At 46.2% G+C, this 23,528-nt stretch carries 16 protein-coding genes; 10 read left to right on the top strand and 6 right to left on the bottom strand.

Annotation, left to right across the window (positions count from 1 at the left end; translation table 11 throughout):
- Positions 1-68: 68 nt before the first annotated feature.
- On the bottom strand, positions 69-2,507 hold the full coding sequence (locus tag ORJ00_RS10850; protein WP_305976991.1) for a CapA family protein: 2,439 nt from the start codon (positions 2,505-2,507) through the stop codon (positions 69-71).
- A 145-nt stretch (positions 2,508-2,652) separates the two neighbouring features.
- The gene (locus tag ORJ00_RS10845) at positions 2,653-3,534 is read right to left on the bottom strand and encodes an LOG family protein (RefSeq protein ID WP_306139838.1); all 882 of its coding nucleotides are present in this window, start codon (positions 3,532-3,534) and stop codon (positions 2,653-2,655) included.
- A gap of 144 nt (positions 3,535-3,678) precedes the next feature.
- On the opposite strand from ORJ00_RS10845, the gene ORJ00_RS10840 reads away from it, so the two are divergent.
- The 4 genes from ORJ00_RS10840 (at position 3,679) to ORJ00_RS10825 (ending at position 7,820) form a co-directional block, all read left to right on the top strand.
- A complete protein-coding gene (locus ORJ00_RS10840) occupies positions 3,679-5,085 on the top strand; it encodes an MBL fold metallo-hydrolase RNA specificity domain-containing protein (protein ID WP_306139837.1) in 1,407 nt (468 codons plus the stop codon).
- Positions 5,086-5,189: 104 nt separating this feature from the next.
- Positions 5,190-6,164 carry a tetratricopeptide repeat protein gene (locus ORJ00_RS10835; RefSeq protein ID WP_305976988.1) on the top strand — a complete coding sequence of 325 codons (975 nt, stop codon included), beginning with the start codon at positions 5,190-5,192 and terminating at the stop codon, positions 6,162-6,164.
- 59 nt (positions 6,165-6,223) lie between these two features.
- Positions 6,224-6,619, top strand: a complete 396-nt coding sequence (gene gloA2, locus ORJ00_RS10830; RefSeq protein WP_306139836.1) for an SMU1112c/YaeR family gloxylase I-like metalloprotein — start codon at positions 6,224-6,226, stop codon at positions 6,617-6,619.
- 163 nt (positions 6,620-6,782) lie between these two features.
- Positions 6,783-7,820, top strand: coding sequence for a hypothetical protein (locus tag ORJ00_RS10825; RefSeq protein ID WP_306139835.1), 1,038 nt, complete (start codon positions 6,783-6,785; stop codon positions 7,818-7,820).
- Positions 7,821-7,966: 146 nt separating this feature from the next.
- Here the strand turns inward: ORJ00_RS10825 and ORJ00_RS10820 are convergent, their stop codons facing one another.
- Together ORJ00_RS10820 and ORJ00_RS10815 are read right to left on the bottom strand one after the other, a co-directional pair.
- The gene (locus ORJ00_RS10820; RefSeq protein WP_027671557.1) at positions 7,967-9,121 is read right to left on the bottom strand and encodes a chorismate mutase; all 1,155 of its coding nucleotides are present in this window, start codon (positions 9,119-9,121) and stop codon (positions 7,967-7,969) included.
- A 177-nt stretch (positions 9,122-9,298) separates the two neighbouring features.
- Positions 9,299-11,644, bottom strand: coding sequence for a penicillin acylase family protein (locus ORJ00_RS10815; RefSeq protein WP_306139834.1), 2,346 nt, complete (start codon positions 11,642-11,644; stop codon positions 9,299-9,301).
- A gap of 55 nt (positions 11,645-11,699) precedes the next feature.
- On the opposite strand from ORJ00_RS10815, the gene ORJ00_RS10810 reads away from it, so the two are divergent.
- The gene (locus tag ORJ00_RS10810; protein ID WP_306126016.1) at positions 11,700-12,347 is read left to right on the top strand and encodes a cytochrome b/b6 domain-containing protein; all 648 of its coding nucleotides are present in this window, start codon (positions 11,700-11,702) and stop codon (positions 12,345-12,347) included.
- A 24-nt stretch (positions 12,348-12,371) separates the two neighbouring features.
- Here ORJ00_RS10810 and ORJ00_RS10805 read toward each other — a convergent pair whose 3' ends face one another.
- Positions 12,372-12,824 (bottom strand): c-type cytochrome, encoded by a 453-nt coding sequence (locus ORJ00_RS10805; protein WP_305976621.1) that lies wholly within the window; start codon positions 12,822-12,824, stop codon positions 12,372-12,374.
- Positions 12,825-12,934: 110 nt separating this feature from the next.
- Here ORJ00_RS10805 and ORJ00_RS10800 point away from each other — a divergent pair, with 110 nt between their 5' ends.
- The 4 genes from ORJ00_RS10800 (at position 12,935) to ORJ00_RS10785 (ending at position 22,105) form a co-directional block, all read left to right on the top strand.
- Complete coding sequence (locus ORJ00_RS10800; protein WP_306139833.1) at positions 12,935-15,895, top strand: EAL domain-containing protein; 2,961 nt, start codon at positions 12,935-12,937, stop codon at positions 15,893-15,895.
- A gap of 21 nt (positions 15,896-15,916) precedes the next feature.
- Positions 15,917-19,033: an amidohydrolase family protein gene (locus tag ORJ00_RS10795; RefSeq protein WP_306139832.1), complete on the top strand. Its 3,117-nt coding sequence runs from the start codon at positions 15,917-15,919 to the stop codon at positions 19,031-19,033.
- Between the two features lie 11 nt (positions 19,034-19,044).
- The gene (locus ORJ00_RS10790) at positions 19,045-20,349 is read left to right on the top strand and encodes an amidohydrolase family protein (protein ID WP_306139831.1); all 1,305 of its coding nucleotides are present in this window, start codon (positions 19,045-19,047) and stop codon (positions 20,347-20,349) included.
- Between the two features lie 76 nt (positions 20,350-20,425).
- Entirely contained in the window at positions 20,426-22,105 is a 1,680-nt protein-coding gene (locus ORJ00_RS10785; RefSeq protein WP_027671564.1) for a M28 family metallopeptidase, read from the top strand.
- Between the two features lie 161 nt (positions 22,106-22,266).
- Here ORJ00_RS10785 and ORJ00_RS10780 read toward each other — a convergent pair whose 3' ends face one another.
- Entirely contained in the window at positions 22,267-22,665 is a 399-nt protein-coding gene (locus ORJ00_RS10780; RefSeq protein ID WP_440480648.1) for an SUI1 family translation initiation factor, read from the bottom strand.
- 151 nt (positions 22,666-22,816) lie between these two features.
- Here ORJ00_RS10780 and ORJ00_RS10775 point away from each other — a divergent pair, with 151 nt between their 5' ends.
- Positions 22,817-23,512: a GAF domain-containing protein gene (locus ORJ00_RS10775; RefSeq protein WP_306126011.1), complete on the top strand. Its 696-nt coding sequence runs from the start codon at positions 22,817-22,819 to the stop codon at positions 23,510-23,512.
- The last annotated feature ends 16 nt before the right edge of the window (positions 23,513-23,528 follow it).

The following is a 23,528-nucleotide window of genomic DNA, read 5'->3' as shown; positions in this document are numbered from 1 at the left end:
GCCCTAACAACAGATACTGTCAAAGGGCGGCTTCCTTACGGCGGCTTTTTCAAGTAGTAGTCTGATTGTTAGTTATTTTTTAATTTCGCTATAACCTGGCTTAACTTCATAGCATTTGAGCCTTTAAACAACACTATGTCACCACTGATAAGCGCTGAACTGAGTAATTCTGGCAAGGTGGCGGTATCTGGCAAAATTGCGCCCTGAATATTGTCAGGTAGCAGCGGCCATAACGCGGCCATGTTTTTACCCACCAAAAACACTTTATTTACGCCGGCGGCCAAAAGTGGTTTTAGTAAATCGCGGTGCAGTTTCTCCGATTGCGTGCCAAGTTCCAGCATGTCTGCCAATACGGCTATGGCACGACAATCGCGTTGTTGGCTATTTTGATGCTGGGTATATTGATACAGCAATTCCAGGCTTGCTTTCATCGAGGCTGGGTTTGCATTGTAAGACTCGTCCAATAGCACAACGTTTTTTCCTGCTATTTCAATCTCGATTCTTTCGCCCTTACCTGCTTCAGGGCTAAAGCGTTGCAGATACAAAGCATGCTGCTGCCAATTCATTCCCAGTTGCCGCAGCGCGATTAATACCGCCATACTGTTTAACACCAGGTGCTTGCCAAGTTGCCCCATGTTGTAGTGAAACGCCGTACCAAAAACGCTGATCTCAACCTGTCCTGTGGCAAAGTTGTAACTGCGTAACCGAACATCTGCAAGCACACTTTCACCATATAGAATAACCTGAACACTACTATTGCGCGCTTTCATTAGTACAAAATCCAGGCACGGCATATCAGCATTAATAATGGCTGTGCCACCTGCAGGCATGTTGTAAAACAGCGTCGATTTAAGCATGGCAATATCAGCAATATGACCAAACGACTCGGCATGAGCATTAGATAAAGAGGTGAAAATGGCAATATTTGGCCGGACGTAAAACTGGTGATGTTCGAACTTTTGCGACGCCGATACTTCCAGTACGGCATGGTTTGCACCTTGCAGTTTAGTTAGGCTATGTAGCGAGTCTTGAAATAAGTTTCTGTTTTTGCCTTTGGTGACGAATAAGTCGCCGGTGTTAGGGTTAAGCGAAAGCGCTTGCTGTAACATCATAACTGTGCTGGATTTTCCCGCTGAGCCGGTAATGCCTATTAGCCGGCACTGTGAGTAATCCCGCATAAAATTGGCGGCTTTTTTTACCAAACTAAAAGTATTATCTATCACCAGCACGTTAGCGTCGGGCACCAGCGCCAGTAGCGAGTCAGACATGGCATTAGAAACAACGAAGTTGTTATAACCCAGTTGCTGCGCTTTAGTGAGTATTTCAGCAAGGGTTTTATTCGCCTGATTATGTTGCTCTTTGGGCCAACTTTCGTCACGCAGAACAAAAAAACTGTCCGGCCGATAATCATGAAACGAGGAGCTAAAACCTGCGCAAGGTGCAGCAGTCTCACCTTGATAGAAATACAAGCCATCAGCTGCAATGTGAGCAAGCCATTGACTAATACTCAGTCGCTGATTGTCATCCTCTTCATCAACCTTAAAAGGTTGAGCAATAACGGAGTGTTCAGTATCGACCAAGCGCACTTGAAAATCGGTTAGTTTGTTGTCGGTAAGTATTTTTTGCGCGACACTTTGCCACCCATCGCCGTTATCAACCAATGATACAATCAGGCTTTGGGGTGCAGCGCCTAGCTTTTGGTATCGCCCGGGAGAATTAAACACAAAATTACCAATAGAGTAAAAAATCTGGCCAGAGCCAAACTGTTCGATCGTATCGGCTGTGTGGCTACCATGAGCAATAATATAATCAGCGCCAGCGGCGACCATTTCGCGGCACCACTCTTGCTGTTTTACCGTTACCGGCTTGTAGTCAATACCTTGCCAATGTGGGCACATGATAATGGTTGCATCTGGCTCATCGTCTCTAAGTTGCATTAGGGTATCAGCCCAGTACTCGCTGTCTGCATCGGCCACGCCGGCGCTATTGTCGCTGGCAAAAAATCCATAGTCACGGTAGCGCTTGCCAGCCAACATGGCATTGAAAATATAGATTTTTTTAGCGCAATCTGTTGGGTGGTTAATGATGTAAGGTAGGGTGGCGCGTTGTTGGTTTTGTCCCGCACCTATTACGACAATGCCGGCTTGCTCTAGCTGGGTAATCATATCCAACAGCGCATCGGCACCAAAATCCATGCTGTGGTTATTAGCCAGCATCACTGCTGTTACGCCTATTTTTTTTAAGATAGGAATAAATACATCCGGGTTGTCACGTCCAGGATATTGCTTGCCTGCTATAGCTTGCGCCGGCAGACTGCTAAGCACAGCCTCAAGGTTTATAATAACTTCATTGCTGGCATCTAACGCTGGCAATACCTGGCTAAAGAATTCTTCAGGTTGTTGTTGTAGCCGGGAAAAGGCTGCAGGATAGCGTTCACTGGCGCGTTCCAGGTAGTAATACCCCAAACTGGTGTCACCACAAAAACTAATTTTGAAACTGCGAGTCATATCATTCCTCTAAACATCTTGCTTGATATCTTACCCAGCACAGCCGCTGTATCAGAGGACATTTAGTTGATTTCCTCGCGTTTTTGCTGTGCTTTTTTGCGGCGCACTATAGCATTCTAAAACCGTTTAGTGGCGTGAAAATGCATTAGGCTTCTAACTGGTAAAAGTCAGTAATTAACTTCCAGGCATGCTCTGGGGTATCAGCGTATTGGATAAGCTCAAGATCCTCCTGGCTAATTAAGCCTTCCTCTACCAGCATGTCAAAGTTAACTAGCCGCTGCCAATAGCTTTTATCATAAAGAATTACCGGTACCCGCGCCGCTTTTTTGGTTTGAATAAGCGTTAATGTCTCAAACAACTCATCCAAAGTGCCAAAACCGCCAGGGAACGCAACCAAGGCACGAGCACGCTGTAAAAAGTGCATTTTACGAATAGCAAAGTAATGAAACTGAAAACATAGTTCAGGTGTAATGTAGGGGTTAGGTTGCTGCTCTCTAGGGAGCACAATGTTTAAGCCAATACTCTTACCTCCGGCATCCATCGCACCGCGATTCGCCGCTTCCATTATCCCTGGACCGCCGCCGCTGATAATAGTCATGTTGCAGTTATCATGGCAGCAGCTAAAGCGGGTTGCCAGGGCGGAAAATTGCTGCGATGCCGCATAATATTTACTGTTTTTCAGCTGTTTTTTAGCGCTGTTTAACGCTTGTTGATGCAACTCGGTATCGGCCTGTGATAGCTGCTGTTCTGCTATCAGCAGTGCCGTTTTTGCCTGGTCTGGTGAGATAAACCGTGCGCTGCCAAATACCACGATAGTGGCATTAATATTGTGCTGTTCTAACACCAGTTGGGGTTTTAAATATTCCAGCTGTAAACGCACATGACGAAGTTCGTCTTGCATTAGAAACTCGTGATCGGCAAAGGCCAGGCGAAAGGAAGGGTTATTTTGTAGTTTGGCAACAGCATCTATTGATTGCTGAGCGGACGCCAAATGGCGTTCGTTTAACTGATGCGGGTCTGTAGTCATAGCAAATCCTTGGCAAGAGTATTCATGATGTTAGCACTACTATACGTAACTCTGTAAAAACGAACAGTTACTTTGATATAGGCTAATCTTTGCTCAGTACAATTGCGTTATAACTACAGTATGTAAACCGACAAGGACTATCCAATGCCTCTTTCTGCTACGCTTGAGTTTATAGGAGCCGCGCAACAAGTTACCGGTTCTTGCTATCTCATCCGTCTTAATAACATGCAAATATTATTGGATTGCGGCATGTTGCAAGGCGCTGATCAAATTCGTGAATGGCATAAGTTTCGCTTTGCTTTTAAACCCAAAGATATTGACCTGGTGATATTGTCACACGCGCATATTGATCATAGTGGTTTATTGTCATTACTGGTGGCGCGGGGCTTTGACGGTAAGATTATTTGTACGCCGGGTACTGCGGAGTTGTTACCGGTATTGTTGAAAGATTCAGTACATTTGTATTTGAAAGACCTGGAATGGCAAAACAAAAAGGCTGCCCGCGCCGGCAAAAAGATACAGGAGCCAGTGTTGTCGGTACACGACGCCGACCGTGTTGCCAAGTTATGTGACCCCATAGGATATAAACAACGGGTTATCCCATTACCTGGGCTTGAATTGGAATTTGCCGATGCCGGCCATATTCTGGGCTCTGCCATTGTTCAACTTTGGCTCAAAGGCCATAAGGGCATGCGTAAATTAGTGTTTTCTGGCGATTTAGGCAACCCAGCAACGGTGTTGATGTACGACCCAACAGAGATAGGTCAGGCTGATATCGTGTTGATGGAAAGTACGTACGGCAATCGTAATCATCAAAATATGGACATGTCATTGGATGAGTTGGCTCAAGCACTACAGCAGGCCGATAAAGACGGCGGAAACGTGTTTATACCAGCCTTTGCATTGGGCCGTTCGCAAGAAATTCTGTATTACCTTGCGCTGTTGCATCATCAGGGGCGGTTAAAGCAGCGCATGGTGTTTCTTGATAGCCCAATGGCAATTAGTATCACCGCTATTTACAACGATTACCTGCGCACATTGGACCAAAAAGATTTGGCTGCTATCGGCTTTAAACCTGGCATGCAGCTAGAAGATTTACTGCCAATGCTGCGCTTTACTGAAAGCGTTGAAGAGTCTATGGCGATAAATCGTGTTACCCAGGGCGCCATTATTATCGCTGGCAGCGGTATGTGTAACGGTGGCCGTATTGTGCACCATTTAAAACACAATTTATGGAAAAGTTCGAATCATCTTATTTTTGTTGGTTTTCAAGCTTATGGCACTCTTGGCAGGCGTTTGGTTGATGGCGAGCGACGGGTGAAGCTGTTTGGACAGGACATCGTTGTTAAAGCCAAAGTACATACTATAGGTGGCTTCTCGGCGCATGCCGGTCAGAACGAACTGCTGGATTGGGCTCAGGCAATAGGTGGGCAGCCAAAATTTTATCTGGTACACGGCGAGCCAGAATCACAGCTGGTTTTGCAAAATGAGCTTAAAGCACTGGGTATACAGGCTAAGATCCCTGTGAAAGGAGATGTTATCGAGCTGTAATGTAGAATATACAATTTGTTACCTTTGAAGTGTGGTTTGTTATTATGCGCCGACATATAGTTGACAGCTAATATAGATTAACCAAAAGACATACGGACGAGTTGATGCATAAACCTTTTATTCTCTGCAGCGTTTTACTGCTAAGCCATGCTGTGCAGGCAGACAACAGCGAACTGGCAGCCCAGGTTAGCGCACTTTGGAAAACTCAGGATTATACGGCAGCACAGACGCTATTGGCGCCGTTGGTAAATAAAAAAACCAAAGATGCTCAGTTATTAGCATTACTGGGACGGACTGAAGCTGGGCTACAAAATATGGAGGTTGCTGAAGAGCTACTAGAGAAAGCGCTAAAATATAATGCACAAAATGCCGATTATCAGCACTGGTATGGTACAGCCAGTTGTAATTTGGCCAGTTCTGCCAGTATGTTTAGTGCCATGGGTTATGCCAAACGCTGTAAAAAAGCCTATCAGGCAGCACTTGAATTGGAACCGCAAAACCCGCGCAGCTATATCGCGCTGGGTAGCTTTTTAGCACAAGCACCAGGCATTGCCGGTGGTGATAAAGACGAAGCCTTAAAATTGGCGCAGCAGTTAAGGCAACTCGATCCCTTGCAAGGAGCACTGTTGGCATTGAACGCCTCGGATTTAACAGACGATACCGCCTTTAACGCATTGTTAGCGCAAGATGAACTGCTAGCCCAGCGGCCAGAGGCTTATTTACAGCGCGGAATTGCTTTTTCGCGTGCGGACGAACATGTTACCGCTATCACATTATTTGAACAGGCACAGGCCATGGAAGCCACTGATGAAGAAGCGCGCGCAGCTAAACTGCAGGCACTCTATCAAATAGGCCGCTCAGCGGTCGTTGGGAATGTCGATTACAACAAGGGTATTGCAGCATTACAGCAGTTTATTCAACAGCAGCCTGCGGCAGATAACATTGGCTGGGCAAAACTGCGACTTGGCCAATTATTTATTGCACAACAACAACGTGAAAAAGCCATTGCAATATTAGAACCGTTAATGGCGATAACGAAAGATAATCAGTTAAAGGATGAACTGCAAAAATTGCTCTGAACGGCTAAACACACTTAGTGTAAAATGTGAGTAACTTTGGGTAGTTCATTAGGCATTTTATGTTAAGGCCAACATTGAAAGCCATTCATCATGTGGCAATAATTTGTAGCGATTACCCGCGCTCAAAACGCTTTTATACTGAGCTTTTGGGCTTGGTTGTCATCGCTGAAAACTATCGTCATGAGCGCGACTCCTGGAAACTCGACCTGGCGCTGCCAAACGGTAATCAGCTTGAGTTATTCAGCTTCCCAAACCCACCACCGAGGCCAAGTAAGCCAGAAGCACAGGGGTTGCGTCACCTCGCTTTTTTGGTTGAAGATGTTGCAGAATTTGTCGCTTATCTTACCAATGAGGGCGTAACAGTAGAACCTATTCGTATCGACGAATTTACCGGTAAGGATTTTACCTTTTTTCAAGATCCTGACGGTTTACCTCTGGAGATATATCAGGGTTAATTACTTTTTGTTAACTGATTAAACGTTTATACGTTATAGGCACAAATATTTTAACCACCATATTGCTTAATATTTTAACCTTGGATATGTTTGATTAAGTTTTTTACACCTTCACCCCCACGTAAGTTCAACCTTAGCAAAATATTCTTTTTAAAGGACAAATATGACATTAAATACTGTAATGGCAGCGCTCTGTGGCACGTTGTTATTGACGGCATGTGGTGGGAGTTCTGACACAGGTGATACCGGAACGGGGGGCGAATCTAGCGCTCCGCTTAGTACCGCGTATTATGGCATGTGGCAACTTGATGGTGATACCTATGTCGGTATTTCCGAACGCTCAATTACGACCTATGTAAATGATCCTACACAAGGCTGCATGGAAGTGGGCTTGTTTAACATTTTATCCAGTACCGCCAACTCGGTTGTCACTGAAGATGTTGAGACGAGCGAGCGTAGCACATCGCGTTTTGCTATGAGTGGCGGAAATTTGCGGGTAACAGAAGATAATGTAACACTTGAGTTCGTCCCCGGCGATTATCCAGATTTATCTAACGGTTGTGGTAGTGCAAGCAGCGTAAGGAGCATGACATTTTCGCTGGCGCTGGACTATTTGCCTCCTGCGGTCAGCATTAATCGTGGTGTGCAACTCACTGGCCGGGTGGAGTACCAGTATGGTGTGCATTTTGATATAAACCGCAACAATGTTGCGGATGCGGGCGATGTACTTGTGCAGTTACAGCATTTTAAATCAGCATCTGGCAGCGCTGAGGAAACTGCATTGTCCAATCTGGGGGCTAATATTTGGGCAGTGTTTCCGCGAAAACAGGCGCTAGGAACAACAACTACATCCTCAAGTAATAGCGCTAACATGGTTCAGGTTCAACAAAATGATTCTGTGTTGACATTCAACGTTGATGTGAGAACGCACCCCCTTGTAGGATTTATTGACGCCCAGACACCAATGTTTGTTTACACCTACATCAATTATCCTCAGCCCGAAGCCGATGTCATTGCCGGATGGTTGGATGGTCCGTGGAATTGGTCGTCTGAAACACATGAAGATCGCTACCCAGATAGTGGCTTTACCCAACCTAACTTGCACGCCAATATGCAAATGCTGGATGCACCGAATGATTTAATCAAAGGTGAAGCAAAGTGGGTAGACATTAATGCTGTAAGCTTTTCGTTTAGTCAGTAAGGCTATCTAATGTTTCAGGCACACTAACCGAAAATAGCTTCTGTTCGGTTAGTGTGCAGGCGCAAGACTCAAAGATATCCAAATTATCCAAATTATCCAAATTATCCAAATTATCAAGAGTATTGCCAAACCTGGCATACGAAAATTCAGCCTGCATTTACCTGAGTTGGCTCAATATCCTCACTAGGATAACAGCCTAGTACTTTGATAAATTTAGTAATTTTATTTAGCTCTTCTAAAGCTCGCGTCATGGCGTAGTCGTTTAGATTGGCAAAAACGTCAACGTAAAACATTTCTTCCCATGGGTTACCGTTAATCGGTCTTGATTCCAGCTTACCCATACTGATGCCATGCTGTTTCAATACTAATAAGGCATCAACCAGGGCGCCGGGTTGTTGGCCGGTATACATGATAAAGGTAGTTTTCGACGGTATGGCTTTAGCAACAGTAACTGGTTTACGCGCGACGACAATAAACCGGCTAACATTGTCTTTTTGGTTGGCTAAATCACGGGTAAGCACTTGCAAACCGTATAACTGTCCGCCTTCCTCACCACCAATTGCCACAATGGTTGGATCTTGTTGTTGTTTAATGCGATTGAAGGCGTCAGATGAGCTGTCGCAATACTCAATTTTTACCTGCGATAACCCCTGCAGGTATTGGCTGCACTGGGCGATAACTTGCGGATGAGCGCAAACCTGACGAATTTTGCTTAAATCTGTACCTGGCAAGCCGAGTAAGCAGTGGGCAATTGGGTGCGTTAATTCGCCAACTATGGATAACCGGGTGTGCTGCAGTATGTCGTACACTTCGTTAATGCTACCTGACGAGGTGTTTTCAATCGGTAGCAGGGCATAATCGGCGTGGCCCGTTTCTACTGCCTGAACTATTTCGTTAAAGCTGTCACAGCCTTGTTCGATAATCCGCTCAGCGCGGCGGGTAAAGTATTTTTGTGTCGCCCAGTAACTGTAAGATCCCTGGCCGCCGAGAAATGCCACCCGAACAGCCGGGCTGTCGGTGCCGTTAAGCTGGCCCTGAATTTTTGCCTGTTGCTGCAATACTGAATCTTCAATAATGACATGATAAAGGCGGGTAACGTATTGTGCGTCCAGTTTTAGCGGCTTGCCTTGTTCAATTAAAGATACTAAAAGTTCCTGCTCGCGTTTTTGATCACGTATCGGTTTATTTTGCGCCAGTTTAGCGTCGGCTACAGCGAGTGCAAGTTCACGCCGGCGTGACAGCAAACCGAGTAACTGCTTATCGGTGTCGCTAATCGCGTGACGTATTTCATCCAGTTCCATGTTGTTATCTCTTGTATTGGCAAATTGGCAAAAAAAAACCTCCCTGGTTGGGAGGTTTTCTGGTTTTACTGCGCGCGCAGCTTACCGCCTCCCATGTAAGGTGGTAAAGCTAAAAAAGCTGAGCGCGATAATAAGTATTTTCATGATCTCTAAAATAGTCCGTCTGGATGGCTAAAGTCAACCCTGAGGCGTCAACAACAACTGATATTTTTTTTCTCCGGGTAAAAAGGGTAATGCAACTTCGTTTAACCAATAGTGATGGTCTGCACGGTAAAAAGGCGACAAAGGATGGCCAGACTGACCCGCAGGAATGGTTAAAATACCTTTATGCTCCTGACCTGGCGCAACCACCATTCGTTCTGACTGGCCAAAGCCAGGTAGTTGTACGCGAGGCATGTGCCTGTCACCCTTCATCGGGGTTTGCGGCATATTTAACCAATCACCTAACAGGGGTATTGCTGACGCAAGTGGGTGGCGAATATTGGCTTGATTAACCTGGCCCCAATTACTTTGCGCAATACTGCCGTATTTTTGCTCCAGTTCAGTTTTACTCTGTAGCACAGCTGCCAGTAGTAACTCTTTCCAGCTTGCGTAACCGTAGGGTAAGGTGTCAGTGCGCTGTTGCTGCAGCATTTGCCACATGGGTGTTTCAAGAGAAAATTTCAAATCCTGGCTGCGGGCACCCTGTTGCTCCAGCAAGGCAGAAAGCGATGCGAACTGTAACGTCAGCAATTGCTGGCGAAAGGCACGAACCAGCGTGTAGCCAACAGCATCGACGCTGGCGTTGTTGCTGTTGGTTTGAACGAACTGTCGATAAGACTGCAATTGATGTTCGGTAACCGTATCGTGGTCCAAGACATTTAATAAAAGCTGCTGCCAGCGCTGGAGCATTAAGGCACGATTATCCAACTGAATATGATGTAAATCTTGCTCATTGGCTTGAGGTAAGGCTTCAAGGCCTTGTTTGATTTGCCAGCCTCGGGCACCCAAATCATAACCGCCATTACCTATGATATTGTAAGCATCACCGCCGATCATGCGGGCATTTGCAGTCCATAGCCGGTCTGATGCGTTGTACTGCGGCTGTTGCTCTGCATCGTAGTAGCCAAGCCAGCGTTGTTCACCAGTGCTCCAATCTTGTGCAGTATCAAAATCGCTCAGCTGCCGTTTAGGTATCGGCCCGATAAGGCTCCAGCCAATCTGACCATGGCTATCTGCTACCAACAGGTTTTGTGCTGGCGCACCTATGTGTGGTGCAAGGCGCAATGCATCTGCGACGTTACGGCTGTATTCGAATTGCAGCAGTGAGAGATTTACCGCAATAGCATCATAGGCTACCCAGCGCAGAGCAAAGAGGTGGTTGTCGCCAAAACGCACAACGGGGCCCCATTGTGTTTCTGTCAGCTCCAAGGTTTCGTCAGGCTGGCCAGCAACCTTAATGGTTTCATAGTGATAAATAAAAGGTTGCCAGCCCTCAGGTGTGAGGTAGCGTTTGCCATCATCAGAAAGTGTCAGTGTGATTAAGTCATGCCAGTCTGCAGTGCTGTTGGTAAAACCCCAGGCGATATGGCCGTTAGAGCCCGCAACTACTGCGGGGGTGCCGGGTAACGTCACGCCGCTAACGGTATGCAGGTTGCCGTTTTCCCGCCAGTTAAGCTGCGCTTTATACCAGGTGCCTGGCACGCGAATACCCAGATGCATATCGTCGGCTAAAATTGCGCTACCATGCTCGGTTAAAGTACCTGCAACGGCAAAGTTATTGCTACCAATATCGGCACTATCCATTAAGCTGCAATCATTACATGCGGTTTTCTGCGTTTGCAGTAATTCAGGATAGGCTGAGGTGGGCATCGGCACAGGGGCAATAACACTTCCATCCAGCGCGGCTTGCCAAATATCCGAGTGCTGCTGTAAAAAATCGTACCATGGTGCTGGCAAAGACTGTTTAAGTACGGTCATCGCATAGTCATCGCGACCAACTTTGCTTTGTAGGTCGATATACATGCTATAGATCACTAAAAAAGAATCGCTTGGCTTCCAAGGCTCAGGGCTTTGTTGTAACAAGGTATACTCGAACGGCGGCAGTGTAAGTGAAGTTAAGCCTTCATTGACGCCTTTAGTATAAGCACTCAGAAGGTGTTGTTCAGATGGGTTTAGCAATGCCAATGCTCGCTCAGCCCGGAAGCGAAAACGATGACGCCGCTGCGCCTGATCTGTGTTTAATGCCCGTTCACCAAATAGTGCTGACAGCTCTCCGGCTGCGTTGCGGCGCAAAATGTCCATTTGAAAGAAGCGCTCTTGTGCATGCGCAAAGCCCAGCGCGAAGGCGGCATCGTCTCGGTTAGCAGCATGGATGCTAAGATAGCCTAAAGCGTCACGTTCAAGTCGGGTGGTGTTGCTTATATTACTGGTTTTTTCGCCCTCATAAGCGGGTAAACTAAGGCGTAACAGGGTGTACATTAACACTACGATTACGGTTAATAGCCCGATTAAGATGCTAAGGGTCCACTTCCACCAATTCATATTTAAGCTTCTCTGGTATAAAATCAGAAACTTAGCATAACGGAGAGCCAGACCAATGCAACAAAAAGTAAAAGTATGGGATATCGCTGTCAGATTTTTTCACTGGAGCCAGCTGCTTTTGGTCGCGCTGCTTTGGTATACCGGCGAAGAGGGGATGATGGCGTTACATCAGTTGTGTGCCTTTAGCTTGTTGGCATTAGTAATATCGCGTCTAGTATGGGGATTTTTCGGCAGCAGCACGGCCAGATTTAGCCATTTTTCTGCCTCACCGGCTAAAGCGCTGCGCTATTTGCGCAAACCGTCCGCTGTTGCAGGTCACAATCCTGCTTCGTTTTATATGATTGTGTTATTACTGTTGCTGCTACTGGTGCAGCTGCTAAGTGGGTTGGCTACCTTTGATAACAGTTACCTCAGTGATGGCCCGCTCGTGAGTGTGCTACCTGCCAGCTGGGTTGAGGTAGCATCAGATGTGCACAGCATTAACATTAATATTTTGATGGCGGCAATTGCCATTCATGTCGTTGCCGCTGTGTGGCATAGCTTACGGGTGCATAATGTTATTCTGACCATGATAACCGGCAAAGACAGTGGGGTATCTGAAGAGATAGTCTTAAAGAAAAACCGCTGGTTTTTTCTACTGTTAACAGCAATATTAGTGTTGCTATATTGGTGGCAGGGCGCCGCACTGGTGGCGCTACTGTAAACGCACCACCAGTTTGCTGGTTGATTATTCTTTGTATTGTTCGTGGCAGGCTTTGCAGTTGCGGGCAAAGTTGCCAAAGGCTTTACGAATTTCAGCCTGGTCACCCGCATCTGCAGCGGCTTTTAATGTTGCTGCATCACTGACTAATTTCGCTCCACGGCTATTAAAGTCGTCTAAATTCTGCCAAATAGCTGCCTTAGCATCGCCACCGCCTTGTTCCGCACCTGGCACTGTAAACGCCTCCCAAGGCAACGATGTTAAGGTAGCAAGTGCCGTTGCGCGTTTTGTAACACGTTCAGCGTCATAACTCACTTCGCCTTTTAACATGTCTGCTATGTCTGCCATGTTGTGGCGAATAAGTTGAAAGCTGGCTTGGCGATACGTGACACTGTCTTTCGCGTCAGAAAAGGCACTACCGGCGCTAGCCGAGGTCGAAACGATTGAGATAAAAAGGGCCGTTATTAGTTGTTTTTTCATTGATTCGTTCTCTTTTGTTGAATTTACATGCAATAATGGATTCGTCATATCTTAACAGAATGCAATATCTTGCCAATAATCAATAGTCTTTAAAAATACAGGCAGAGTGAGTGAAGGACGTTACTTTTATTAAACCAAGCGGAATGGATTCACTGGGGCGTAAATTTGCGTTGGTGGTTTTTGTCGCAATTATTATTGCCGGCTTTGCGGTGGGATATACCGTACTGGTAATGCAACAGAGCATTGCGTTGCAGCAGCAGCAACAGGTCACGGAGCAATATGCTCAGCGTTATGCCAGACAGCTGAACCAAGACTTTGTAGAAAAAGAGCAAAAAGCGATAACAGTAAACCAGATAGTCATGCGCGAGCTGGCATCGCAACCACTTGTTGCTGCCAAAACTCAAAAAGCACTGGCAGATGGTAGTGTCCGCTCACAAGATGATTATTCCGCTGCGTTTATTTCTGCCAATGAATATAACCGTCGCACCGCCGCATTATTCGACAGAACAGCGCCGATATGGCAGCAATTGTCGCCATTGGTGTTGCAAGACTTCTTCAATTTTTACTTTATTTCAAAAGAGCAGTTTATCCGCATATCTCCAGGTGACTGGGCCTTGCAGGTAAATGTTGAACATGATTTCAATAACGATTTGTTCTACAGCGTTGCCTTACCTGAACAAAACCCTACCCGTCAGCCTCGCTGGACCCCGGTATACTACGACAGCATTTGGAAAAAGTGGATGACGAGCCTGATAATTCCATTGTATATAAACGATGAGTTTATCGGTGTTACGGGTTTTGATTACAGTCTGAATGACATTATTGAATTATTGCCGCCCACAGACACTCAGTTTCAGAGCCGTGCCTTTTTGTTTGATGAAAACGGCATTGTTTTTGGTGCTTCAGAGCAGCAACTAAGTGCAAATACGGCAATGAATACGCGTTACAGTGGCGTTAAACCAGAGCATGAAGCGTTGCAACGTTACGCAACTCAAGTTGCGGCGACGCCTAATGCAGTGAGTCGGGCTGCATCTATTACACCTGATCAGCTAATATATGCCGCGCCGTTAACACGGCTAAATTGGTATATCGCGGTGTATACAGAAAAATCTAAAGTACTGGATGCATTAACGGCGTCACGTTCCCGGCTGTTACTGACGTTCTTTATTGTCGCCATATTGGTAGCACTATTTTTGCAGTTAGTGGTGTATCACTTTTTGCTTAAGCGATTAAACCGCTTGTCTGCAGCCATAAATCGGTTGTCTCGCGGGGATTTGCAGCAGGTAATGCTTGATGACAAGCAAGATGAAATCGGGTTGTTGAATCGCGCTTTTGGACGCATGTCTGCCGAAATTACCGAGCTTGTTAGTGGCCTAAATGCGCGGATTGAAGAAAAAGAACAGGCCGAACGTTCAGCGCGAAAACTTAGTAAAGCGGTGTCGTTTTCCAGCTCGGGTATCGTACTAACCGACCAATTCCTTAATATCGAATACATTAACCCGTTTTTAACGGAAATGATTGGCGCCAGTGCAGATGAACTTAACCAGCAACCTGTACATAGTTTGTTTGCCACCGAAATGCATCATGTTGGTGAGGAGATAACTCAAACGGTATTGGCGCGTCAGCATTGGCGAGGTGACATGCTATTGCAGTTCCAGCAACGCCAGCTCTGGGTGTCGCTAGCTATTGCGCCTATTCGCGATGATAAAGGCGATATCAGCAATTACGTTTGTGCAATGCAGGACATTTCGTTTATCAAGCAAAGCCAAAAGAAAATGGAGCAATTAGCCTACTATGATGTGCTTACCGGGCTAGCTAACCGAAGCTACTTCAGAGATCAATTACGTAAAGCGATTGCGATGGCTCACCGGGGGTACTACAACTTTGCCTTGTTGTATTTCGATTTAGACGAGTTTAAACGCATAAACGATACACTGGGCCATGATGCCGGTGATGAGCTGTTAAAAGAAATATCCAAACGCTTGATGGCGCGATTACGTGAAGAAGATACTATTGCCCGTCTTGGCGGTGATGAATTCGCGGTAATATTAAGCGGCATTAAAGATCGTGCTCAGGCCTCAACGATAGCCGCAAATTTACAACAGGCATTCGCTGCACCGGTAAAACTGGGTAATCATGATGTGTCCATAAGTGCCAGTATCGGTATTACCGTGGCGCCAGAAGATGCCTCAGAAGAAGAGTTACTGTTAAAGCACGCAGACCTTGCGATGTACGAAGCTAAAGCCCGTGGAAAAAACACCTTTCATTTTTTCAGTCCTGATCTTAATGAAGCAGCAAATGAACGCTTACTCATTGAAAATCAATTGCGTGAAGCGATTCGTGAGCACCAGTTCTTACTTTATTACCAGCCAAAAATTGATATTCGCGATAACACTATCATAGGTTATGAAACCCTGCTGCGTTGGTTGCGGCCGGACAATACGCTTGTGCCACCGTTGAGGTTTATCGGCGTGGCGGAGAGTACAGGGTTAATTGTACAAATTGGTGAGTGGATTATTTGGGAAGCGTGCCGCTTTTTATCCCGCCAACATAGCCGTGGCTACACCGTATCGTTATCCATTAACTTATCTGTTCGCCAATTTAATGATGACAATTTGCCAGAAATTGTTGAGCGAATTATTAAACGCACAGGGGCCGATCCGGCGTACTTAATTTTCGAAATTACCGAAAGTATGTTAATGGGAGACACCGATGCGGCTATTAACCAACTAAATCAGTTAAAGCGCCTCGGAGTGTCTTTATCTATTGACGACTTTGGTACAGGCTATTCGTCGCTTAGTTATTTAAAGCGATTTCCGGTAGATGAGCTGAAAATAGATCGCTCGTTCGTCAAAGATATTCCTGAAGACCGCAATGACATGGATATTGTCGCGGCAATTATCGCTATGGCACAGAAGATGAATCTTCGTGTTGTGGCCGAAGGAGTAGAAACAGTCGAACAAGCCGATTTTTTAAGAAAAAATGCTTGCTACCAGGTTCAGGGCTATTACTACAGCATGCCATTGGCAGAGCAAGAGCTTAGTCGGCTGAACTTTGTTATTAGTAGTTAACTTTTAATTCAGGAACACGTTATGACCATAAGCCGCCTGTCGAAGGTTGGTTCTGCGTTGCTTATCGCTTTTGCCGCGAGCAGCCAAGCTGATCAGACCTCTCCGTTACAAGGTATCATTGATAAAACGCCTAATTTAATTGCCCTGACCGGTGCTACTGTTTACACCGAACCGGGCAAAAAACTACAAAACGCCACCGTTTTAATTTCCAATGGCCGTATCAGTGCTGTTGGCACAAGCGTTGCCGTTCCAGCGGGTTATCAACAAATTGATGCTAGCCGCTACACGGTGTATCCAGGTTTTATTGACCCCTATACTCAATATGGTATTGAGGCAGCAAAACCGGCGGCTCGTGGTAGCTATCGTGATGCGCCGGTCTACAAAAATGACCGCAAAGGAGGCAATGCCAGCAATGCCGCTATCCATGCGGAGCTTGACTGGATAAGCGAGTTTAAACCTGATGCGAAAGCAGCAGAAGCGCTGCGGCAGTTAGGCTTTACTGCTGCGCAATCAGCGCGATTTGACGGTATTTTTCGTGGGCAGGCTTTTGTCAGCGCATTAGTGGACGGTTTGCCAAACGACGTTGTATTAAACGCCAGGGGACCGCAGTTTATGGCGTTTAGCAAAGGGACGTCAGAGCAAAGTTATCCGTCTTCTCTTATGGGCAGTATTGCACTGATTCGTCAAACTTTAAGTGACGCTAATTGGTATAACCAGGCTTACGGAAAAACAGATGTGCGCTACTTTAATGCGCCGATTGAGTATAATGCTGCACTGCAAGGCTTAAGTAACATTAATCAGCAAGGTGCCATTTTTGAAACCACTGATGACAGATCGATGTTGCGTGCACATCTGTTGTTAAATGAGTTCAACCTGACCAATGCCACTATGGTGGGATCGGGTTATGAATATGTGCGACTTGATGACGTTAAAGCGATGCAGCGCAAGCTGATACTGCCATTGAATTTCCCGGCAGCGCCAGAAGTTGAGCAGCTATCAGACCAGATTGATGTAAATCTTGCAGATTTGCGGCATTGGGAGCGTGCCCCAGCGAACGCAGCAACATTGGCAAAAGCGGGTGTCCCATTTGCATTAACTACCTTTAAGTTAAAAGACAAGAAAGATTTCTGGCCAAATTTACGTAAAGCGGTAAAACACGGTTTATCCGAGGATACGGCGTTAGCCGCGCTTACCACGGTACCCGCTTCTATTGCTGGGGTGTCAGACAAGCTGGGTAAAATTGCACCTGGTTTTCAGGCAGATTTAGTGCTGGCCAGTGGTGACTTATTTGCTGATGGTGAAATTGTTGCCACTTGGGTGCGCGGCAAACAACATAGCATTAAACCGATAACGCCGATTGAATTTGCTGGTGATTACCAAGTCTCTGTTGCGGGTAAACCTTTTACAATTAGTTTGACCGGCGATGCAGAAATGCTTAGTGGCAGTGTCAAGGTAGATGCTGGCGATGCTGAAGCCAAAATTGTAAAACTCGAACAGGTAAAGACACAGCAGCAGCTGTTGCAGTTTAATTTGAATCTTGCTGACTTAACGGGCGATAAGCAGATTGCCCAATTTAGTGGCCAGCTGTTGGACAACAATTTGACAGGTAAATGGCAGTTAATGTCAGGTACTGAAATGTTGACTGCGAAACGCCAACCGCCAGTTAGTGTTGAAACTGATGACAAAGCCGATGACAGCGTTGATATTAATATGCTGTCAAAGATAACGTTTCCAAATCGTGCTTATGGTCTTCCTGAGTTAGCAAAACAGCAAAACGTACATATTAAAAATGCGACGGTGTGGACAGCTGAGAAAGAAGGTGTGCTGCAAAACACCGACGTTATTGTGCGTAATGGTAAGTTCGATAAGATCGGTAAAAACTTAACTACGCCACGCGGCTTTGACGTGATTGATGCCAACGGTATGCACCTGACTCCAGGTATGATTGATGAGCACTCACACGTTGCCATAGAAGCTGGCGTCAACGAAGGGACCGATGCTGTTACGTCAGAAGTTCGCATTGGCGATGTGTTAAATCCAGAGGACATTAACCTGTATCGTGGTTTAGCTGGTGGTGTAACCACAGCGCAACTCTTGCACGGCAGTGCCAACCCCATTGGTGGGCAGGCGCAGGTTATTCAGTTTCGCTGGGGCGAAAATGCACAGGGCCTGAAAATGAAAGCGGCACCACCAAGCATTAAGTTTGCATTGGGTGAAAACGTTAAACAGGCAAATTGGGGCGATGCTTTTACTGAGCGCTACCCGCAAACCCGCATAGGCGTAGAAACAACAATTCGTGATGCTTTTGTTGCAGCCAAAGAATACAAAGCCAAACTGGCGGCCTATAACAAATTGACTAAGCGTCAGCGCGAGCAAGTTGCTGCACCGCGCATAGATTATCGCTTAGAAGCGTTGGTGGAAATTCTGGATAAACAACGTTTTGTGCATACTCACTCTTATGTTGCCTCTGAAATATTAATGCTGATTGAGTTGGCAGATGACATGGATTTTAACATCACCACTTTTACGCATATTCTGGAAGGTTACAAAACCGGCAAAGAAATGGCAGCACATGGTGCAAGTGCATCAACGTTTGCTGATTGGTGGGGGTTTAAGATTGAAGTACAGGACGCTATTCCAACCAATGCGTGTTTAATGGCAGAGCAGGGCGTGAATGTCAGTATTAACTCTGATGATGCAGGCTTGCAGCGTCGTTTGAATCAGGAAGCGGCTAAATCGGTTATGTACTGCGGTATGGATCAGCATGAAGCGCTAAAAATGGTTACGATTAACCCTGCTATGCAGTTAAAAATAGATACCGTTACCGGCTCTATTAAAGAAGGTAAGCAAGCTGATTTTGTGTTGTGGAATACGCATCCGTTATCTGTGTATAGTCAGGCCCAACAAACCTGGATTGCTGGTACCAAATACTTTGATATCAACACAGACAAGCAGCTGCAGCAGCAGCTGGAAGCGGAAAAAATCGCACTGGTACAAAAAGTACTGACCTCGGGTGACGCAGCTAAAGCGGGTGATAAAGAAGGTTTCAAACAGGACGAACCCGAGTGGCATTGCGAGGACCAGGGTGACTGGTGGCAGATAGGTAGTCATATTCACGCCAATGGCCATAAGCACTAAGGAGTAGCAGCATGAAATTAACGAAAATCTGTATAAACGTGTTTGCCGCCTTAGCTAGCAGTTTAACTACAAGCGCTATTTTGGCACATGACATGGTACCGGGCCAGGTGCAAAAAGCCCCAATACTATTAACCGGCCTTACTGTACACACCGTAACCAACGGCGTGAAGGTGGATAACGATGTGTTGCTTGTTGATGGCAAAATTGCCGCTGTGGGCAAAGATTTAACTGCACCAGACGGGGCCACTGTAATGGCCCTGGACGGCAAACATCTGTATCCGGGATTAATCGCGCTGGCGAATCAGTTGGGTCTTATTGAGATTGAAGCCGTACGTGCGACTGATGACACGACTGAAGTGACGCAGACGAATCCAGATATTAAAGCCAGGCTAGCTTACAACGCAGATTCTGAAGTGATACCAACGATCCGCAGTAACGGCTTCGCCTACAGTATGGTATACCCTTCTGGCAGTATGCTGATGGGACAATCCAGCCTGATGCAATTAGACGCTTGGAACCATCAGGATGCGTTAGTTGCAGAGGGTACTGGCTTGCATATTCGTTGGCCAAACGCCAGTACCTTAGGTTCGCGCTGGAATCCGAAACCGGCTGATGAAGTTCGTAAAGCCAATGCTGAACAGTTGGAAAAGCTGCAGCAGTATTTTAAAGATGCAAAAGCTTATTATGACGCTGAAAAGGCAGGATTAAACACCGGACTAGATTCACGCTGGCATGAAATGCTGGCCGTGTTTGACGCCAAACGCCCCTTATTTGTTCATGCCGACGATGAAAGGCAAATACGTCAAGCGATATTGCTGGCTAAAGAGTACGGCCTTAAGTTAACCATTGTTGGCGGTCGGGACAGTTGGCGTATGGCTGATGAGTTAGCTGCGGCAAAGGTTGCCGTGATTTATACTGCGCCTTATGGCTTACCCAGCCGTGGCGACGAAAATTATCAGCAAGCATTTATCGTACCCAAAACTTTGCAAGATGCAGGCGTACAATATGCACTGTCATTGGATGGTTTTTGGGATACACGTAATTTGGTGTTTGCAGCAGGGCAAGCGATTAGTTTTGGTTTAACGCCAGAGCAGGCGTTACGTTCTGTTACGATTAATGCCGCGCAAATTGCCGGTGTTGCCGATAAAATTGGCAGTATTGAAGTTGGAAAAGCGGCTAGTTTGGTCGTTTCCGACGGTGATATTTTTGACTATTTAGGCCATAAGGTTACACATCTATGGATTGATGGTCGTGAAGTGGATCTCAATAACCGTCACAAACAATTGCATCATAAATATCAGCAGCGCATTAATTAAGTCATTATTAATTGTGCCGCTTTAGTGTCATTGTCAGTGCCAGCCTTCGCTGGCACTGCTGTTTTAAGGAAGTAAGATGAAACACAGGTTTTTAGTTGCTGCATTGGCTTTTGCTGCTGTTACCGGCTGTGCCGGCAATGCGCCACATATTGCAGAAACAGGCTCAACTGCCAATGCTCAAGCCATTGAAGCGCATATGCAATTTTTGGCATCTGACGCACTTGCCGGGAGAGAGACTGCCAGTAAAGAGCACGAGATTGCCTCTCTGTATATCGCTAGCCAGCTGCAGGCATTGGGCTTAGAGCCTGCAGGAGAGCATGGCAGTTACTTTCAGCGCGTACCTATGCGCAAGGCGCGTTTGGCGCAGGACAGTGCAAAATTTGTATTACATGTCGATGGTAAAAGTACCGCGCTAGCTTATCCAAAAGCGTTTTTTACCGGCCCTAGCATGCAGTACACACAAACCGATGTGACTGCACCTATGGTGTTTGCTGGCTATGGTTTGGTATCCACAGAGTTTGGTCTGGATGATTATGCTGGCTTAGATGTTGAAGGGAAAATCGTCGTGATATTAACTGGCCGTCCGGACAGTTTGCCCAGTGAAGAAGCGGCCCATCTTAACAGTTTAAAAACCAGGCTGGCTGCTGAACGAGGCGCAGTGGGTGTTGTTACCATACACACCCCTAAACAGGAAAAAAGCCGGCCTTACGCCAACAGCTTATTGTATTTAACAGCCCCTGGCATGGAATGGCTTCAAGCTGATGGTTCACCTGCAGATAGTTACCCAAATTTAAAGGCAGGTGCTTATGTGCATCCTGATGCTGCAGCGGCTTTATTTGCCAAGGCGCCGTTATCGCTGGCTGATATTTTTACCCAGTTGGAAAACAAACAAAATCCAAAGGGGTTTGATTTAGCCGTGTCTGCGACATTACAGCGCACCAGCAGCCATGAAGAAATTTCCAGTCCAAACGTGATTGCTGTGTTGCCCGGCTCTGATCCGGTATTAAAAAATGAGTATGTTGTGGTTACCGCACATTCTGATCATATTGGCTTAAGTAATGACTTACGCAGTGATGACAAAATAAACAATGGCGCGATGGATAACGCTGCTGGTGTCGCTATTTTGCTTGAAACTGCACGGTTATTTGCTCAGCTGCCAGAGGCACCAAAGCGTTCTATTTTATTTGTGGTGGTAACGGGTGAAGAAAAAGGTTTACTAGGCGCAGACTATTTCGCTAATAACCCGACCCGGCCAATTGAAGCGCTGGTAGGTAATGTTAATTTAGATATGCCGGTGTTGCTGTATCCGTTTGCCGACATGATAGCCTTTGGCGCCAACCACTCATCGCTTGGCAAAGTGGTGGAGCAGGCTGCGGCAAAAGAAGGTATCGCGTTAAGCGCTGATCCCATGCCTGAGCAAGCCATTTTTACCCGTTCAGATCACTACACCCTAGTAAAGCAGGGCGTACCGGCAGTATTTTTAATGACAGGTTTTAAGTCGAAAGACCCAAACCAGGACGGTGGCAAAATATGGGGCAGCTTCTTTGCCAAGCATTACCACAAGCCATCGGATGACATTGCTAGTTTGACCAAAGAGTATGGCCCTATCCGTTACGATGCGGGGGCGGTGTTCACTAATATTAATTTTAATATTGCGCTGGATATTGCCAATACCGAGCAGCGGCCCTACTGGCTAAAAGACAGCTTCTTTAATGGGGTTTTCGGCAAGTCGTATAATCGCGAAGCGGTAAAGTGAGCAGCCCATCACTTTAGCCGCAGTGAGAACCAGTTTGCTCTAAGCTAACCGTTGAAGCCCTGGACGGGCTGAAACGAGCCCCCAGGGATGGGGTTACGGCGTGTTAGTGTGAGCAAATTGGTTCGGAAACACTGATGTCGGTGCTGAGCATAATTAAATGATCAGCCACCGGCCCATTTAGTTTTAAAGCCTTCTGCCTGCAACAATTGCTCAACCAGCTCGCGCTTGTCGCCCTGAATTTCAATGACGCCATCTTTTACCGCGCCGCCACAAGCACATTTCTTTTTTAGTTTTGCCGCTAGCAGTACTAATTCATCATGCGTCCTGGCTATGCCCGTTATGGTTAGCACAGCCTTACCGCCGCGACCTTTCGTTTCACGACGAATACGAATTGCACCATCGGCAAAGGCTTCTGCTACTTGTTGAACTACTGGCTTTGGGGTTACCCGGCCACTTTGGGTACTAAACACAAGGTTAGGGTCATCTTTTACCGCAGCTTTATTGCCTTGCGGGTTCATTTTTTTTTGCCAGTCAGCGAGTGAAATTTTATTGGATGCCATAAAGTTTTAATGTTGATTACTTAACAATAGTGCCAGCTTAAACATCCCTTTGCTGTGCGGCAATAATTTCTCTCAGATCTGCGTTGCTTGCTTGGTTTTTTAATCACTTCTGCTAAAATGCCTCTAATTTTTAGAAATCTGGATGGCTATAATGTCTCAACATGTTTTTTCAGCGTCTGATTATGTAGCACGTTCAGGCTTGGCTGAGCAATTTGGTGATATCGCGGCCAAGGTTGAGCAGTTTCAACGTGCATTAAACGAATATATTGCTAATGCCGAGTTACCTCAGCTGCAGTGGCAATACCGCGTACCGGAATTGGGTGAGGGCGGGGCGTGTTCACTGTTTGGTCAACTTGCTGATGAACCCTATGATCTTACTGCAATTTTAGGTGGACAGACTGATGTTAATCAACGTGCGCTGACACAGTTATCATTAATTACTGCATTTTATCGTCAACATTCTGGCTTAGACTGGTTTGGCATTTATCAAGCCAGAGCAAACATGAGCGGTGATAATGTTTTGGTGAAGTTAGCCTATTACGGCGCGGCGTCTCGGGCGGAATTTCCGCTAAATGCGACCTTTGCTCAGATCAGTAATAACAGCACGGTTGGGTTAAGCGGTAAGGCTAAAGTGATTAATGACGTGGCGGCGTACTTAGGCTCTGGTGGCGAGTATTATACCTGTGATCCAAAAGTTCAGGCTGAAGCATGTTTGCCTCTGTTTGACCAATCAGGCAAAATATGTGGCATTGTTGACGCTGAAGATTTTAATAAAAACGTATTTACTGCTGATGCTATGGCATTGTTAGTGGCGGTATGTTTAACCATACCGGCTTATTTGCCTTAAGCGCAGTCTTTTTTCA

It is taken from the genome of Rheinheimera baltica, assembly GCF_030731985.1.
GTDB classification, from domain to species: domain Bacteria; phylum Pseudomonadota; class Gammaproteobacteria; order Enterobacterales; family Alteromonadaceae; genus Alishewanella; species Alishewanella baltica.
Note: the sequence above shows the minus strand (reverse complement) of the source record. Positions and strands in the feature narration are given on the sequence as shown.